General features: G+C 60.0%; 15 protein-coding genes. 8 read left to right on the forward strand and 7 right to left on the reverse strand.

Going from position 1 to position 14,347, the window contains the following annotated elements:
• Window positions 1-137: 137 nt before the first annotated feature.
• The 3 genes from rpmF to mtgA form a co-directional block, all read right to left on the reverse strand.
• Window positions 138-323, reverse strand: coding sequence for a 50S ribosomal protein L32 (gene rpmF / locus FP026_RS18765; protein WP_006724402.1), 186 nt, complete (start codon window positions 321-323; stop codon window positions 138-140).
• Between the two features lie 178 nt (window positions 324-501).
• Window positions 502-1,149 carry a glutathione S-transferase family protein gene (locus tag FP026_RS18770; RefSeq protein WP_149636127.1) on the reverse strand — a complete coding sequence of 216 codons (648 nt, stop codon included), beginning with the start codon at window positions 1,147-1,149 and terminating at the stop codon, window positions 502-504.
• Between the two features lie 174 nt (window positions 1,150-1,323).
• Window positions 1,324-2,073: a monofunctional biosynthetic peptidoglycan transglycosylase gene (mtgA, locus tag FP026_RS18775; protein WP_432444133.1), complete on the reverse strand. Its 750-nt coding sequence runs from the start codon at window positions 2,071-2,073 to the stop codon at window positions 1,324-1,326.
• Window positions 2,074-2,252: 179 nt separating this feature from the next.
• Between mtgA and FP026_RS18780 the strand changes: the two genes are divergently transcribed.
• Window positions 2,253-3,167 (forward strand): polyprenyl synthetase family protein, encoded by a 915-nt coding sequence (locus FP026_RS18780; RefSeq protein ID WP_149636128.1) that lies wholly within the window; start codon window positions 2,253-2,255, stop codon window positions 3,165-3,167.
• Window positions 3,168-3,429: 262 nt separating this feature from the next.
• Window positions 3,430-4,071: a LysE family translocator gene (locus FP026_RS18785; RefSeq protein ID WP_149636129.1), complete on the forward strand. Its 642-nt coding sequence runs from the start codon at window positions 3,430-3,432 to the stop codon at window positions 4,069-4,071.
• A 24-nt stretch (window positions 4,072-4,095) separates the two neighbouring features.
• On the opposite strand, the gene ispG is transcribed toward FP026_RS18785, so the two are convergent.
• Window positions 4,096-5,349: a flavodoxin-dependent (E)-4-hydroxy-3-methylbut-2-enyl-diphosphate synthase gene (ispG, locus tag FP026_RS18790; RefSeq protein WP_149636130.1), complete on the reverse strand. Its 1,254-nt coding sequence runs from the start codon at window positions 5,347-5,349 to the stop codon at window positions 4,096-4,098.
• Between the two features lie 127 nt (window positions 5,350-5,476).
• Window positions 5,477-6,676, reverse strand: coding sequence for an MFS transporter (locus FP026_RS18795; RefSeq protein ID WP_149636131.1), 1,200 nt, complete (start codon window positions 6,674-6,676; stop codon window positions 5,477-5,479).
• Window positions 6,677-7,036: 360 nt separating this feature from the next.
• Here FP026_RS18795 and FP026_RS18800 point away from each other — a divergent pair, with 360 nt between their 5' ends.
• Window positions 7,037-7,909, forward strand: coding sequence for a DMT family transporter (locus tag FP026_RS18800; protein WP_149636132.1), 873 nt, complete (start codon window positions 7,037-7,039; stop codon window positions 7,907-7,909).
• A gap of 82 nt (window positions 7,910-7,991) precedes the next feature.
• On the opposite strand, the gene FP026_RS18805 is transcribed toward FP026_RS18800, so the two are convergent.
• Together FP026_RS18805 and FP026_RS18810 are read right to left on the reverse strand one after the other, a co-directional pair.
• On the reverse strand, window positions 7,992-9,119 hold the full coding sequence (locus FP026_RS18805; protein ID WP_149636133.1) for an acyltransferase family protein: 1,128 nt from the start codon (window positions 9,117-9,119) through the stop codon (window positions 7,992-7,994).
• On the reverse strand, window positions 9,058-10,038 hold the full coding sequence (locus FP026_RS18810) for an SGNH/GDSL hydrolase family protein (protein WP_188112623.1): 981 nt from the start codon (window positions 10,036-10,038) through the stop codon (window positions 9,058-9,060). Before FP026_RS18810 ends, FP026_RS18805 begins: the two co-directional genes overlap by 62 nt.
• On the opposite strand from FP026_RS18810, the gene FP026_RS30280 reads away from it, so the two are divergent.
• The 5 genes from FP026_RS30280 (at window position 9,920) to FP026_RS18830 (ending at window position 13,862) form a co-directional block, all read left to right on the forward strand.
• Window positions 9,920-10,195 (forward strand): hypothetical protein, encoded by a 276-nt coding sequence (locus tag FP026_RS30280; RefSeq protein ID WP_188112627.1) that lies wholly within the window; start codon window positions 9,920-9,922, stop codon window positions 10,193-10,195. The two genes, FP026_RS18810 and FP026_RS30280, sit on opposite strands and share 119 nt — an antisense overlap.
• A gap of 356 nt (window positions 10,196-10,551) precedes the next feature.
• A complete protein-coding gene (locus FP026_RS18815) occupies window positions 10,552-11,325 on the forward strand; it encodes an amino acid ABC transporter substrate-binding protein (RefSeq protein ID WP_149636135.1) in 774 nt (257 codons plus the stop codon).
• 85 nt (window positions 11,326-11,410) lie between these two features.
• Window positions 11,411-12,091: an amino acid ABC transporter permease gene (locus FP026_RS18820; RefSeq protein ID WP_149636136.1), complete on the forward strand. Its 681-nt coding sequence runs from the start codon at window positions 11,411-11,413 to the stop codon at window positions 12,089-12,091.
• A complete protein-coding gene (locus tag FP026_RS18825; RefSeq protein WP_149636137.1) occupies window positions 12,088-12,849 on the forward strand; it encodes an amino acid ABC transporter ATP-binding protein in 762 nt (253 codons plus the stop codon). Before FP026_RS18820 ends, FP026_RS18825 begins: the two co-directional genes overlap by 4 nt.
• Window positions 12,850-13,658: 809 nt before the next feature.
• The gene (locus FP026_RS18830; protein ID WP_246665381.1) at window positions 13,659-13,862 is read left to right on the forward strand and encodes a hypothetical protein; all 204 of its coding nucleotides are present in this window, start codon (window positions 13,659-13,661) and stop codon (window positions 13,860-13,862) included.
• The last annotated feature ends 485 nt before the right edge of the window (window positions 13,863-14,347 follow it).

A 14,347-nucleotide genomic window follows, 5' to 3' on the forward strand; every position in this document is an offset into this window, starting at 1 on the left:
CACAAGGGGGTATCAGAGGTCCGGGCAGACGAGCGGTCGGCTTTTCACTCACCCAACACACACATCCCCCCGATCACAACGAAAAAAGGCCGGCGAAACGCCAGCCTTTAATTCATGCCACCAAGGCAGCGCTGAAATTATGCGCTTTCCTTCGGCGTCAGAACCTGGCGACCGCGATACATGCCGGTCTTCAGGTCGATGTGATGCGGGCGACGCAGTTCGCCGGAGTTCTTGTCTTCGACGTAGGTCGAAGCCTTCAGGGCGTCAGCAGAGCGGCGCATACCGCGCTTGGACGGGCTCGTTTTTCTCTTCGGTACAGCCATTCTCGTTACTCCATGTACGGACTAAACATATCCGCGGCCAGCAAGGCGGCCGAAACAGACATGCATCAATTTCGGAAATTGGGCCGGCTTATACATGGCTTACCGGGCTTTGACCAGTCCCTAGTATCATTTTTTCCCGGCGCGCTTGATTCGGACATATCGACGCCGAATTAGGCGGTCAGGCCTCGCCCTCCGGCACCGTCCACGTTTCCCTCAGCGCGGCTTCCTCCCATTTCTTCCAGGCAGGCAGGGCTTTCATGACGGCCATGTAGTCCTTCGAATCGGCGGAGACGGCAATATCATACCGTTCCAGGCGGCTGACGACCGGAGCGAACATGGCATCGGCTCCGGAGAATGCCCCGAACAGGAAGGGACCGCCGGAGCGGGAACGCGCCTCGCGCCAGATGGCTTCGATGCGCGCCACGTCTTCCATCACCCCCTCCGGCAGGTTGAGGGAGCTCACGGGGCGACGCATGTGCATCGGGCAGGCATTGCGCAAGGCGCCGAAGCCCGAAAGCATCTCCATGCTATAGGATCGCGCCAGCGCGCGATCCTGCCGATCCCTGGGCAGAAGACCGGCATCGGGGAAAAGCTCGGCCACATATTCGATGATGGCAAGCGATTCCCACACCTTGAAGCCGTCATGCACCAGCATCGGCACCCTGCCCGTCGGCGAAACCTCGCGAATGTTTGGATTGCCCGCCGGAAAATCGAAGGGGATCAGCACCTCTTCGAAAGCTATGCCGCAGCCTTCGAGCGCGATCCACGGCCGGAACGACCAGGAGGAATAATTCTTGTTGCCGATATAGAGGGTCAGCTTGCTCACGATCTAGTTCCCTTTTTAGCGTCGGAACTCGAAGGGGAAGAGTTCCTCGAAATGGTTCATGTCCTCGAACGCGCGGGAGGCCGGCGGTCCGATCGTCATCGGCAGGTCATCCGCCATATGTCACGGCCAAGAATGCCAGATGACGACAAGCCGATCGAACGACAAGTTCTGATCTCATTCATAAAGGCATTTGATATATGCGTCGGCATTCCTCGCGCGGCGCTGGATCAGCGAGGCAAGCTGGCCAAGCCCCCGCCCCGGCTTACTCGCCACCCGATCGATCGGATTGGGAAGCGAGACGGCGAGAAGGGCCGCCTGACGCGCCGTGAGCTTGGAGGCCGGCACCTTAAAATGGTAGCGCGCCGCGGCTTCGATGCCGTAGATGCCCGGCCCCCATTCGGCGACATTCAGATAGATTTCGATCATCCGGCGCTTCGACCACACGGCGGAGGCGGAGACCGCCAAAGGCAATTCCAGCGTCTTGCGGACGAAGGAACGGCTGTTCCATAAAAACAGGTTCTTCACCGTCTGCATCGGGATCGTGCTGCCGCCGCGCGTGGACTTGCCGCGCAGCGTTTCCTGGACCAGCACCCGCATCTCGCCCCAATCGACACCACCGTGATAACAGAATTGTCCGTCCTCGGAGACCATGACGGATTTCACCAGCACCGGCGCGATTTTGTCCAGCGGCACCCAGCGACGGTCATATCCCTGAAGAGTGACGGCATCGCCTATCATCAGAGTGGAAACGGGGTGGATGAACGGCAGCACATAGGCGACGATGAAGAAATAGGGCAGCAGCAAGAGGCCGATTAGGACGAGGACGATGCGCTGCCAGAACGGACGGTCTCTGAAGCGCGCCAACAGGGAGGAGCGTTGCGGCACCTCGGCTTCCTCCCCCTCATTGTCCGTCGATATGTCCAAATGTCTGACGTCCACGGCCGCTCCATCCCGGTACACCCCTTAATGTATCCGGGAAACGCTCTGATGCTGCACCCGTCATACCGTCTACGCAAAGCGATGACCAGAGCGCGGCGCCATTCCCCACCCGGCTGTTGACAATTCTCGTTGCCAGCAACCGCCTCTCATGCCAAACAGCGGCCATGGACAGCACCCATTCCTCATTCGAGCACCGTCTCAAGGACAATGCCGGCAAGATCGAAGCCATGTTGAACGGGCTTCTGGTCGATGCCAGCCTCAATGACGAGATCGTCCGCCCTGCGCGGCTCCTGAGCGCGATGCGTCACGGCGTGCTAAATGGTGGCAAGCGGTTGCGGCCCTTCCTCGTCATGGAATCCGCAGCCCTTCTCGGCGGCGATGCTGAGGCGGCGCTCAGGGTCGGCGCCGCGCTCGAATGCGTGCACTGCTATTCCCTCGTCCATGACGATCTGCCCGCTATGGACGACGACGACCTGCGCCGCGGCCAGCCGACGGTGCATATCGCCTTCGACTACGCAACGGCCATCCTGGCGGGCGACAGCCTGCTGACCTATGCCTTCGACGTCATCGCGGCCCCGGAAACCGCGCTGCCGGCGGACCGGAAAATGGCGCTCGTGCTGGCGCTGTCGCGCGCAGCCGGCATCGGCGGTATGGCCGGTGGGCAGGCGCTCGATCTCGCCGCGGAGAAGGAGGCGCCGGATGAACACGGCATCACCACGCTACAGGCGATGAAGACGGGTGCGCTGATCCGCTTTGCCTGCGAGGCCGGCGCCATTATTTCAGGCGCCCCAGTCGAAGACCGCAAACGCCTCCGGACATTCGGTGAAAAGATCGGCCTCGCCTTCCAGCTCGCCGATGATCTGCTCGACCTGACGGCCGACGCCGCCACCATGGGCAAGGCAACCGGCAAGGATGCCGCCCGCGGCAAGGGCACGCTGGTGGCTCTCCACGGCCAGGAATGGGCGGAAGTGACGCTCGCAACGCTGGTGAAGGAAGCCTCCGACCTGCTGTCCGGCTATGGCGACAAGGCAAGCGTCCTGACGGAAACCGCCCGCTTCGTCGCAAACCGCAAGAGCTGAGTTCCGCGTAACCGGGTAGGGTGTCGCCTGATCGCTGGCGGCTTATCTTCCGCTGCGCATCGGCTCATGGTGCTAAAAAAACCCATCCAGCCGGGATAGCGACGTACGCCCGCTATCCATTCAGTTCGGGAATGTCACCATCACAAGAATCCATGGCGTCGCCGGGTGATTTCCCCTGCATTCTGTGACACATTCCCGTGCCGTATTGGCCTGTTGCCGCGGAATTCTCCGCGGCCCCGCCAATCCCTTCGGGAACTTCTCAATGCGCGAAATGCTTTCCTATCTGCCACACATCCTGCCGGCCTATATCGCTTACATCGTTGCCGTCATCAGTCCCGGCCCCGCCATCATGGCCATCATCGGCACCTCGATGACCCATGGCCGCAAGGCCGGCATGACCCTGGCGCTCGGCATCTTCGGCGGCTCGCTGACCTGGGCGATTGCCGCAGCGGCGGGTCTCGCCACGCTGCTGCAGACCTATGCGATGGCGCTGGAGGTTCTGAAGATCTTCGGTGGCCTCTATCTGCTTTATCTCGCCTACAAGGCATTCCGCGCCGTGCGCTCGAATGGAGAACTGCCGACGGCCGCCGAAGGCCCGAAAACGCCCAGCTTCAAATCGCTGGTCCTGCGCGGCTACGGCATCCACGTCACCAACCCGAAGGCCATCTTCGCCTGGCTCGCCATCATCGCGCTTGGCATGCCGCAGGGCGCGCCGGGCTCGGTCGCGATGCTGATCATCACGGTCTGCGGCGTGACCGGTTTCGTGGTATTCATGGGCTATGCGATCCTGTTTTCGACGCCGCATGCGCTGAAAATCTATCGCAATGCGCGCCGCTGGATCGAGGGCGCCATGGCCGGCTTCTATTGCTTCGCCGGCATCAAGCTGCTGACGAGCAATATATAATCCGGCCTTAGCTCGAGCGGCGGATCACTCCGCCGCGACGGTCTTTTGGCCAAATCGCTTTTCGATATAGTCGGTTACCAGCGCCTCGAAATCGGAGGCGATGTTCGGGCCGCGCAGCGTCATGGCCTTCTGGCCATCGATGAAGACCGGGGCGGCCGGCGTTTCGCCAGTGCCGGGCAACGAAATGCCGATATCGGCATGCTTGCTTTCGCCCGGACCGTTGACGATGCAGCCCATGACGGCAACGTTCAGCGCCTCGACGCCCGGATATTTCTCGCGCCAGAGCGGCATGTTCTTGCGGATGTCGTTCTGAATGTTCTGCGCCAGCTCCTGAAAGACCGTCGACGTCGTTCGGCCGCAGCCGGGACAAGCAGCGACAACCGGGATGAACTGGCGGAAGCCCATGACCTGCAGCAGTTCCTGCGCCACCTGCACTTCGCGCGTGCGATCGCCATTCGGCTCCGGCGTCAGGGAAACGCGGATCGTGTCGCCGATGCCGTGCTGCAACACATAGCCCATGGCGGCGGACGAGGCGACAATGCCCTTGGAGCCCATGCCGGCTTCGGTGAGACCGAGATGCAGCGCATGGTCGGAGCGTTCCGACAGCATGGAATAGACGGCAATCAGATCCTGCACCTGGCTGACCTTGGCCGAGAGAATGATGCGGTTGCGCGGCAGGCCGATTTCCTCGGCAAGATCGGCCGAGATCAGCGCCGACTGCACGATGGTCTCGCGCGTCACCTGCCGGGCCGAGAGCGGCGAGCCTTCGGCCGCGTTCTTGTCCATTAGCGCGGTCAGGAGATCCTGATCGAGAGAACCCCAGTTGACGCCGATGCGCACCGGCTTGTCATAGCGGATCGCCATCTCGATGATTTCGGCGAACTGCTTGTCCTTCTTGTCCTTGAAGCCGACATTGCCGGGATTGATGCGGTATTTCGCTAGCGCCTCGGCGCAGGCGGGATGGTCGGCCAGCAGCTTGTGGCCGATATAGTGGAAATCGCCGATCAGAGGCACGTCCATGCCGAGACGCAGCAGCCGCTCGCGGATCTTCGGCACGGCGGCTGCGCTTTCATCGCGATCGACGGTGATGCGCACGAGTTCCGAGCCAGCTTTGTAAAGAGCCGCCACTTGCGCCACGGTCGAATCGATATCGGCCGTGTCGGTATTGGTCATGGACTGCACGACGACGGGAGCACCGCCGCCGACAATCACGCCGCCGACATCGACGGCAACGGAGGAACGGCGCGGTTTTGGATCGAAATCGGTGGCGGACGACATGGAAAGCTCTCGCAGGCCTCGAAAATGGGTGCCTTTCAGGTGGATCACGAAACGGTCGTTGTCAACCGCTGCGGCAATCTCTTTTGATCGGACGGGACCTACCCGTTAGCGAGCAAAAGCGACGAAATTAATGCTCGCCCCCACCGATGCCGTCAGCGTAACGCGCAAGCGACGAGAAGGCCAGCACGACGAGCAGCAGCACCGGCAGCGCCATCAGGACCGGCGAGAAGCCGACATGCTCGGCGGCAAAGCCGATGGCCGACGGCGCGACCAGCATGCCGGAATAGCCAAGCGTCGTGACGACCGAGATGCCGATACCGGGCTGCAGCCCCGGAATATTGCCGGCGGCGGAAAAGGCGATCGGCACCATGTTGGAAATGCCGATGCCGCAAAGCGCAAAACCGAGGATCGCAATCTCCGCGTTGGGCGCAAGTGCGGCAGTCAGCATGCCGACGATGGCAAAGACCGTGCAGACGCGCAGCGTCTTGATGGCGCCGAGCCAGTCTCGGACGAAATCGCCGGCAAAACGCATCGTCGCCATGGTGGCCGAGAAAGCGGCAAAGCCGAAGCCCGAAAGCACGACGGACGCGCCCTTTTCCTGGCTGAGATAAAGCGCGCTCCAGTCGAGCACGGCGCCTTCCGGCACCATACAGAACAGCGCGACCATGCCGAGTAGCCAAGGAAGCGGAATCATCGGCAGCTTCGCCTTCGGCTTGGCCTCGTCCGGATGCGGCTGGTCGCCAAGCACCATCGGCCATGCAACGACCAGGAAAAGAACGGCGATAGCGGTGGAGGCCTCGGCATGGCCGAGAATGCCCCAGCGCAAGATCAGAAGCCCGCCGATCGCCGAGCCTAAGAGGCCGCCGAGGCTCCAGAAGGCATGGCAGGAGGACATGATCGCCCGGCGCATGGATTTTTCGACCGAGACGGCATTGGCGTTCATGGCCACATCCATGGCGCCGATGAAGCCGCCGAAGAGGAAGAGTGCGATCGCCGCCGTCCAGACATTCGGCGCCAGCGTCAGCGCCAGAATCATCGGCAGCAGCAACACCGCAAAGGCCCGCACGACGATGCGCGAGCCGCGCACCGCGATCTGCGCGCCGGCGAGCGGCATCATGACGAGCGAGCCGACGCCGAAGACGAGGATCATCAGGCCGAGCTCGAATTTCGTCAGCTGCAGCCGCTCGACGAACTCAGGAATTTTCGGCGCCCAGCAGCCGACCATGAAGCCGTTCAGCAGGAACATCAACGAGACAGCCGCGCGCGGTTTTGTGAAGAATCCGCTCCTTTTCGCCTCAAGACCCTCCAATCTCGTCATATCGTCCATGAAAATTCCTCCAAATCAGTGGCCGCAGTCTATTTAAATCGATTGAAATCGCAACGATCGAAAACAACCGAAACGGTCACATTTCGTCTCCATCTGTTACTGCATAATTCCTTAAATCGAGCTCGATTTAAGGATAAAATTATGCAGCAGCTTTAAAGTGCTACAGCGACCTTTGCGCGTCATATATGACGCGCGGCGCTGTAGAACGGAGGCAAAGACGCCACAACCCCGAATAAATAATTCGTGACCATACGTCACCGGCGAGAAGGCCTATTGACGGCGAAAAAACAGGCTCCTATCGCTTGAAGCCTGAAAGATTCTTCAGCCGGCCCAAGTCGGGTCATCCTCTGGTGCATCCCCGTGAAAAACTCCATCAGCTATGGCATCCTGCTTACGGTGTTTGCCTACATGCTGTTCACCGCCCACGATTCGGCGGTGAAGCTGCTCGTCGCCTCCATTCCCGTCTGGCAGGTTCTGTTCATCCGAAGCTGCACCATCCTTGCCGGCTGTTTCGTCTTCGAAGGCCCCTCGCTCGTCCGCAAGGTGGCGCGCTCGCCGATCATCAAGCCGATGATCCTGCGCAGCATCATCATCCTGATCGCCTGGATTTCCTATTATTCGGCGGCTTCCTATCTGCAGCTCGCCGAGGTGACGACGCTCTATTACGCCGCACCGATCGTCGGCACTATCCTGGCGACCATCGTGCTGCGCGAAAAGGTCACCGTCGCCCGCTGGATGGCGGTCGGCGTCGGCTTCTGCGGCGTCGTCATCGCTTCCAATCCCGTCGGCCTGTCGATCTCCTGGCCGGTCTACCTGGCGCTGCAGGCCGCCGTCCTCTGGGCGAGCGGCATGGTCCTGTTGCGGAAGACAGCGCTGCATGAGAAGAGCCATATCCAGATGGCCGTCTCCAATATCTTGTTCATCATCCTGACCGCCGGCATGGCGATCGCTCACTGGCACACGCCGACACCGTTCCAGATCGTCCTGCTCGCGCTCACCGGCATCATTGCCGGCGCCGGCCAGCTCGCTCTTTTCGAAGGCATGCGCCAGGCGCCCGTCTCGGTGCTGGCGCCATTCGAATATACGTCTCTCGTCTGGGCCTTCCTGCTCGGCTACCTGATCTGGGGCGACATCCCCGGCGCCAACACCTTCATCGGCGCCATCCTGATCCTGAGCGCGGGTTTCATCATCATTATCAGCGAACGGATGAAGCGGCGGCCGGCGGCGGCTTGAGTCGGATCCATGCGTTTCCCGCAGACACAAGCGCAAACCGGCCGGCGAGCGATCCTTCCGGCCCGTACCACGGCGTTGAATTTTACCCCACCGGAGCGGCGGTCGGTTCGATGGGTTTCGGCTGCCGCATCAGAAGAGCCTGCATCGGCCGCTCGAAGAACTTGAGAAGCAGCACCGAGATCCCGATCGTGCACAGCGCGACCACCGCCAATATTCCCGTCAAAACGGGTAGGGAGAGGTGCTTGCCCAGCAATTTGAGCGGAAGCTGCAGCGTATAGGGGTGGATGAGGTAAAGAGAGTAGGATGCGTCTCCCAGGAGAACCAGGATAGCCCACGCTTTCCCGGACGGCACCCGCATGAGCAGGAAGCTCGAGACGAGCAGGACGGCAAGCAGGCTTGAGGCGAAAAGGCTGGGGCCGACGAATGTCACGATGAAAAAATGAGCCCCGCAGGCCAGAAGAACGAGCAGAGCGGCGGCGATATTCGATCCGTTCCTGAAGGCACTGTATGCCGAGTAGGCTTTATGAAGCATCATGCCGAGCACGAATTCGATCAATATGGGATTTGTATAGAAACGCCATTCGACGGATCCCTCCGGCCAAATCTCATGCAGCGCGATCAGGAAGAGGACGGCCGCGGAGGCGAACCAGGTTGCCCTGGCGCCAAAGATCAGGCATGCGCCATAAATTATGTAGAAGAACACCTCGTAACAAAGCGTCCAACCCAGGAAAAGGATCGGCTGCACGGCGCCGCCGCTTTTCTGATAGGGGACGAAAAGAAGAGATTTGACGATCGTCTCCACGGTCACGATCGTCGAATTGAGCAGGCTGGGTTTCACAAGCGCAATCAAGACGACCACGAATGTCAGCAGCCAGTAGAGCGGAACGATTCTGGCAATCCGCTTGCGTGCGAAATACACGAGTCCCCGCGCCGGATTGGAGGAGTAGCTGATGATGAAGCCGCTGAGAACGAAGAAAACGTCGACGCCGGCCGCGCCCATGAAGAAATAATTGCGATCGAGATGGTATTCGATCGCAAGGCCGCTTCCGAAATGGAAGAGAAGGACGGAAAAAGCGGCCACGAACCGGAGAAACTGGAGAGAATCCAATTGTTTCGAGTTTGACCGCCGAATGGGAAGCATCTGCTCGTTAGTCATGGGGGCCCCAATCCGCTCTGATAGCTTGTTCCAACAAGGTTGCCATTGCCGCATTGGTGCTGCGGCTTGGATGCCAGTCGCATCCGAAATCCTTCGGTTTGACGCGTAAATTCAGATATCGCAGGCGAGTTTCCCCTTTCGCGGCGCTCGCCTGGACGACGGCCTCGATTGCTTTCTCGGCCACGTCGAAGTCCTTCTGGGACATCATCGGACCGAGTGCGGCGTACAGATACGCCTTTGGAAACTGATGTCTGAGCCTGAAGATGAGCTTGACGTATTCGTCGATGAAATCGCTGGGATTCCTGTTGTCCGAAAAGTCATTCGTCCCCAGATTGACGACCACTGCGGAAACACGCTCGTCAGGAAGAGCAGGCGCGCCCTTTCTCAACGGCGTCACGCTGTCGATGACATCAAGCATGGTTTTCGCGTTCTTGCCGGCACGCGAAAGGCCGATTCCCGAAACGGCCAGCGTCGTAAGTTCCAGCCCGAGGCTGCGTGCCGCGACCGCGGCATATGTCAGGTATTGATTTTCCGTTCCGGGGCTGAATTTACATCCGGGACCGGCACCCTCGAGGCCATAGCCTGCGGTAATGGAGTCTCCGATTGCCACCAGCTTTGCGGTCGGTACTTCCGCGGGAAGGAACGACCCATCGGTTTCGGCGGAAACGAATATCGTATCGCCGATCCACCCCTCGGTGCGACGCGTTACGCGAACCTCGTGGGCGCCTTGCGGCACAGCATCGGCAAGCTGGTATCGGTGCTGCCCCGCTTGCAGATCAAGGCGCTGGGGAACGCCGTCCAGCTCGACCTCAAGGCTGTTTTTCCCTATATCAACGAGGGTAACCGAAAGCGACATGCCTTCGAAACGCAGCGCAAAGCCGCTGCCGGGCCAGCCGAAAGCCGCATCGCTGGCAGCAACGCGGCCGAGCCATTTCGACGGCCGCTCGATCGTTTCCGCCGCGAAGCTCGGCATGAATGTACATAAAGCTAGAAAGAGAGACGCAATCGCGACATCAAACCTCATGACCGGCCAAGACCGGCGGCGCGCAATGATGGGCAATTCATCACCTCTTCGGGCTGCGTCAGATCAATTTTTGCACTATAAATTTTCAAGTAGAATCGCAGTTTGATTGCCGCCCTTATCTCCCGGCAAACCACCAGGACACATAATGGCGCGCACGCCCTGCGCGAACGCTGCTGCACCAATCAACAATCACATGACGCATTACGGCAACATTGAGAGAAATGGAGCAACATTGGGACAAATAGGGCAGCATTGTGAATTGTCACTATGCCGCACTGCACCATCGAGCAGCAATTATTGCCGAGAACGGAAGTGGACGGCTCTCTCAGCAGCCCGATCGCAATTTCTTGAGAAAAATATTCGCAATTGCCCGATTCTTTCGCAGTTTTCTACGCTTTCGCGCTGCGATTTTTCTGCGATGTATGCAACATTAAATGAACGCTCCAGAAACGGAAGAAAACGATGAACTGGTTGAAGACTGTTGCGGCCGCCGCCCTCGTGCAGGCTGCATTCCTGCTCCCCGCCCATGCCGGCGAAAACCTCAAGGCGATCCAGTCGGCCGGCATATTCAAGGTCGGCACGGAAGGCACCTACGCGCCCTTCACCTTTCATGACGAAAGCGGCAAGCTGACCGGCTTCGACGTCGAGATCGCCGAAGCGATCGCCGGCAAGCTCGGCGTCAAGGCGCAGTTTCTGGAAGGCAAGTGGGACGGCCTGATCGCCGGTCTCGATGCCAATCGCTACGATGCCGTCATCAACGAAGTCGGCGTCACCGAAGCCCGCAAGAAGAAGTATGACTTCTCCGAGCCCTATATCGCCTCCAAGGCCGTGCTGATCGTCAAGGACAGCAACACCGACATCAAGGATTTCCCCGGTCTCAAGGGCAAGAAGGCGGCACAATCGCTGACCAGCAACTTCGGCAAGCTCGCGACCGAGGCTGGCGCCGATCTCGTCGGCACCGACGGTTTCGACCAGTCGATCCAGCTCGTGCTGACCGGCCGCGCCGACGCCACCATCAACGACAGCCTCTCCTTCCTCGATTTCAAGAAGCACAAGCCCGATGCGCCGGTGAAGATCGTCGCGCAGCAGGCCAATGCCGATTTCTCCGCCGTCATCATCCGCAAGGGCGAGCCGGAACTGCTTGATGCGATCAACAAGGCGCTGGCCGATATCAAGGCCGACGGCACCTATGACAAGATCTCCAAGAAATACTTCGGACAGGATGTTTCGAAGTAAGAGGGCATAGGCAGCGACATAAAACTGTGAAAAAGATGCGTCCGGGGTCACTTCCGGACGCATTCTCTTATCGAAAGGCTTCTCTGTGCAGCATTGGTTGCAACTGATGTGGGAGTCACTGGGCACGCTGCTTTGGGCCGGGCTCGTCTTCACCATCCCGCTCACCTTGATTACCTTCGTCCTCGGCCTCCTGCTTGGACTGCTCACCGCCGTCACGCGCCTGTTCGGTCCGCCGCCGCTGGTGGCCGTCGCCCGCTTCTATGTCTGGGTGATCCGGGGCACGCCACTGCTGGTGCAGCTCTTCGTCATTTTCTATGGCCTGCCGAGCCTCGGCATCCTGCTCGATGCGTTTCCGGCCGCCGTGATCGGCTTCACCCTCAGCGTCGGCGCCTATACGTCCGAGATCATCCGCGCTGTCATCTCTTCCGTGCCGAAGGGCCAGTGGGAAGCCGCCTATTCGATCGGCATGAACTGGCGCCAGGCCATGAGCCGCACCATCCTGCCGCAGGCAGCCCGCGTCGCCGTGCCGCCGCTGTCGAACACCTTCATCTCGCTGGTCAAGGATACATCGCTTGCCGCCGCCATTACCGTGCCGGAGCTGTTCCAGGCCGCGCAGCGCATCGTGGCAACGACCTATGAGCCGCTGATCCTCTATGTCGAGGCGGCGCTGATCTATCTCTTGCTCAGTACCGTCCTGTCGACGCTGCAGGGCTCCCTCGAACGCCGCTTTGCCCGCTATGGCGGCACGCTGGAGGCGCGGACATGATCGAGTTGTCGCACATCGAAAAGCGCTTCGGCGACAACGTCATCCTCAAGGATATCAGCCTGATGATCCCGGAGGGAACGGTGACGGCGCTCGTCGGTCCTTCGGGAGGCGGCAAGAGCACGCTTTTGCGCTGCATCAACCTTCTGGAAATCCCGACCGCCGGAACGATCCGCATCGGCGGGGAATCCGTCTCCTTTACGCCCAACAAGCGCGCCGCATGGCAGGATATCCAGAAAATCCGCCGCCAGACCGGCATGGTCTTCCAGAATTTCCAGCTCTTCCCGCATCGCACTGCCATCGAGAACGTCATGGAGGGCCTGACGACCGTGCTGCGCTGGCCGGCGGAGAAGGCCCGCGCCCGCGCCGTCGAGCTTTTGACCAAGGTCGGCATGGCGCACAAAATGGATGCCTGGCCCTCGACGCTTTCGGGCGGCCAGCAGCAGCGCGTCGCCATCGCCCGGGCACTTGCCCCTTCGCCGCGCGTGCTGCTCTGCGACGAGCCCACTTCGGCGCTCGATCCGGAGCTGGCGGCCGAAGTGGTCGACGTGCTGGGCAAGCTCGCCAATGAGGGCACGACTATGGTCATGGCAACGCACGACCTGCGCTTGGCCTCGAAGATCGCCAACAATGTGGTCTTCCTGGAAGCGGGCGACATCGTCGAGACCGGTTCGTCGCGCAACGTCTTTTCCAACCCCGCGCAGGAGCGGACGAAACAATTCATCTCGACGCTGAATTCGGGGCTCAGCTACGATATTTGAGCAGATCGCAAGCTTATCCCGAGCCGGATACTATGCCGAGCCCGTTTCCTAAAGCACGGGATTTCAGGTGAAGTCGCACGGCGAGCTCCGCATAATGTCCAGTCTCCGCTGTTACAATTAAGCGGAGACGAGCATGACGACGTTGCCGGTGGAGAACACGATTCTCCCGCAAATTATCAACGATTGGCCTCATCAGGACTGCGCCCGATGCGTCGTCAACATGATAATGGATCAAGGCTATAGTGCCAAAAGCATTCGATCAACGATCCAGACCATTTCAGCCTTTGTCGAGTGGAAGAAGGATTGCCGGAACGGCGAGCCGACAGTGGTCCTCTACGATGATATCGACCGCCTTATCGAATGCCGTGCTGCGGCCACGTTACGACACGGAGAGCGCCGTTCAATCCAGCATCTAAGGGCGAAACTCATAGAGGCAGGCGTGGTATACAAAGCACCGTCGGCCGTTCACCCAATCGATGACCTGACAGGCCGTTTTGCCATTGAGCTCCGTCGCAGAGGCTACGCTGCACCGACGATTTCGGCGCACATCAGGTATAGCAAGCAATTTCTGCGCGCCTCATGGATCGACGGGTCAGGCATAGCTCACCTCCAGAACAATGATATTCGCGACTATCTAGCCAGCCAATTCGAACGCCACACAGCCGCGACGTCCAAGATCATTTCATCGAGACTTCGGGTCTTTCTGCAGTTTTGCTGGAATGCGGGAGTTATAGAACTCGATCTCGCGCAGGCCGTCCCGACGGTCAAGAGCCACCGGCTATCGTCCTTGCCGTCGTCACAGCGCGGCTATGGAATTGCTGGATGCCGGCGTCGACAGCACGGTGATTTCGCTATGGCTAGGCCACGAATCCTCCCGTTCCACCCAGGCGTACCTTCATGCACATCTTGCGATAAAGGAGGCGGCCTTAGCGAAGGTGGGGCCGCTTAATGAGCAGCCCTTCCGCAGGTTTAAAGCTGACGACAAGCTGTTGTCGTTTCTCGACGCCCTCTAGCAGTTTAACGCCACAAACTCTCCTGCGGCGTTATTGTGTCCTTCCATCCAGACCCCTGACGTTGCGGCTGTTGCCTTAAGCAGACACCAATTGAAGACCGCTAGAGTTTGGCTTTCGCTGTTAGCGACGACGATCTTCAGAACGCTGCCCGGGTCATTCGTTCCGATATTTCCCATAACCTCTGCCTGGCAACAAGATCGAGTGCTTGTGCGGGAATGCGCGCGGGGTGTGGGTGCCCACGGGTTTCACGGAGCCTGTCGGGACCGTAGTAGCCACCTCCAACCGCGTGAACAGACGTTGCCGCATACAATGAAGGCAGCGCGCCCTGTGATGCTGGCTGCAGCAGGAACCCCATGAATGTCCTTGCGAGCCCTTCCCAGCTTCGCCGACCAAGCGTGTTATGCACGAGATCAGTCCGAGCGACACCTGGATGAGCAGCCATGCCTGAGATGCCCCAGCCACCGGCGCGGCTACGGCTGTCAAGC

It is taken from the genome of Martinezella tropici (genome assembly GCF_008370325.1).
In the GTDB taxonomy this organism is placed as follows: Bacteria; Pseudomonadota; Alphaproteobacteria; order Rhizobiales; family Rhizobiaceae; genus Rhizobium; species Rhizobium tropici_B.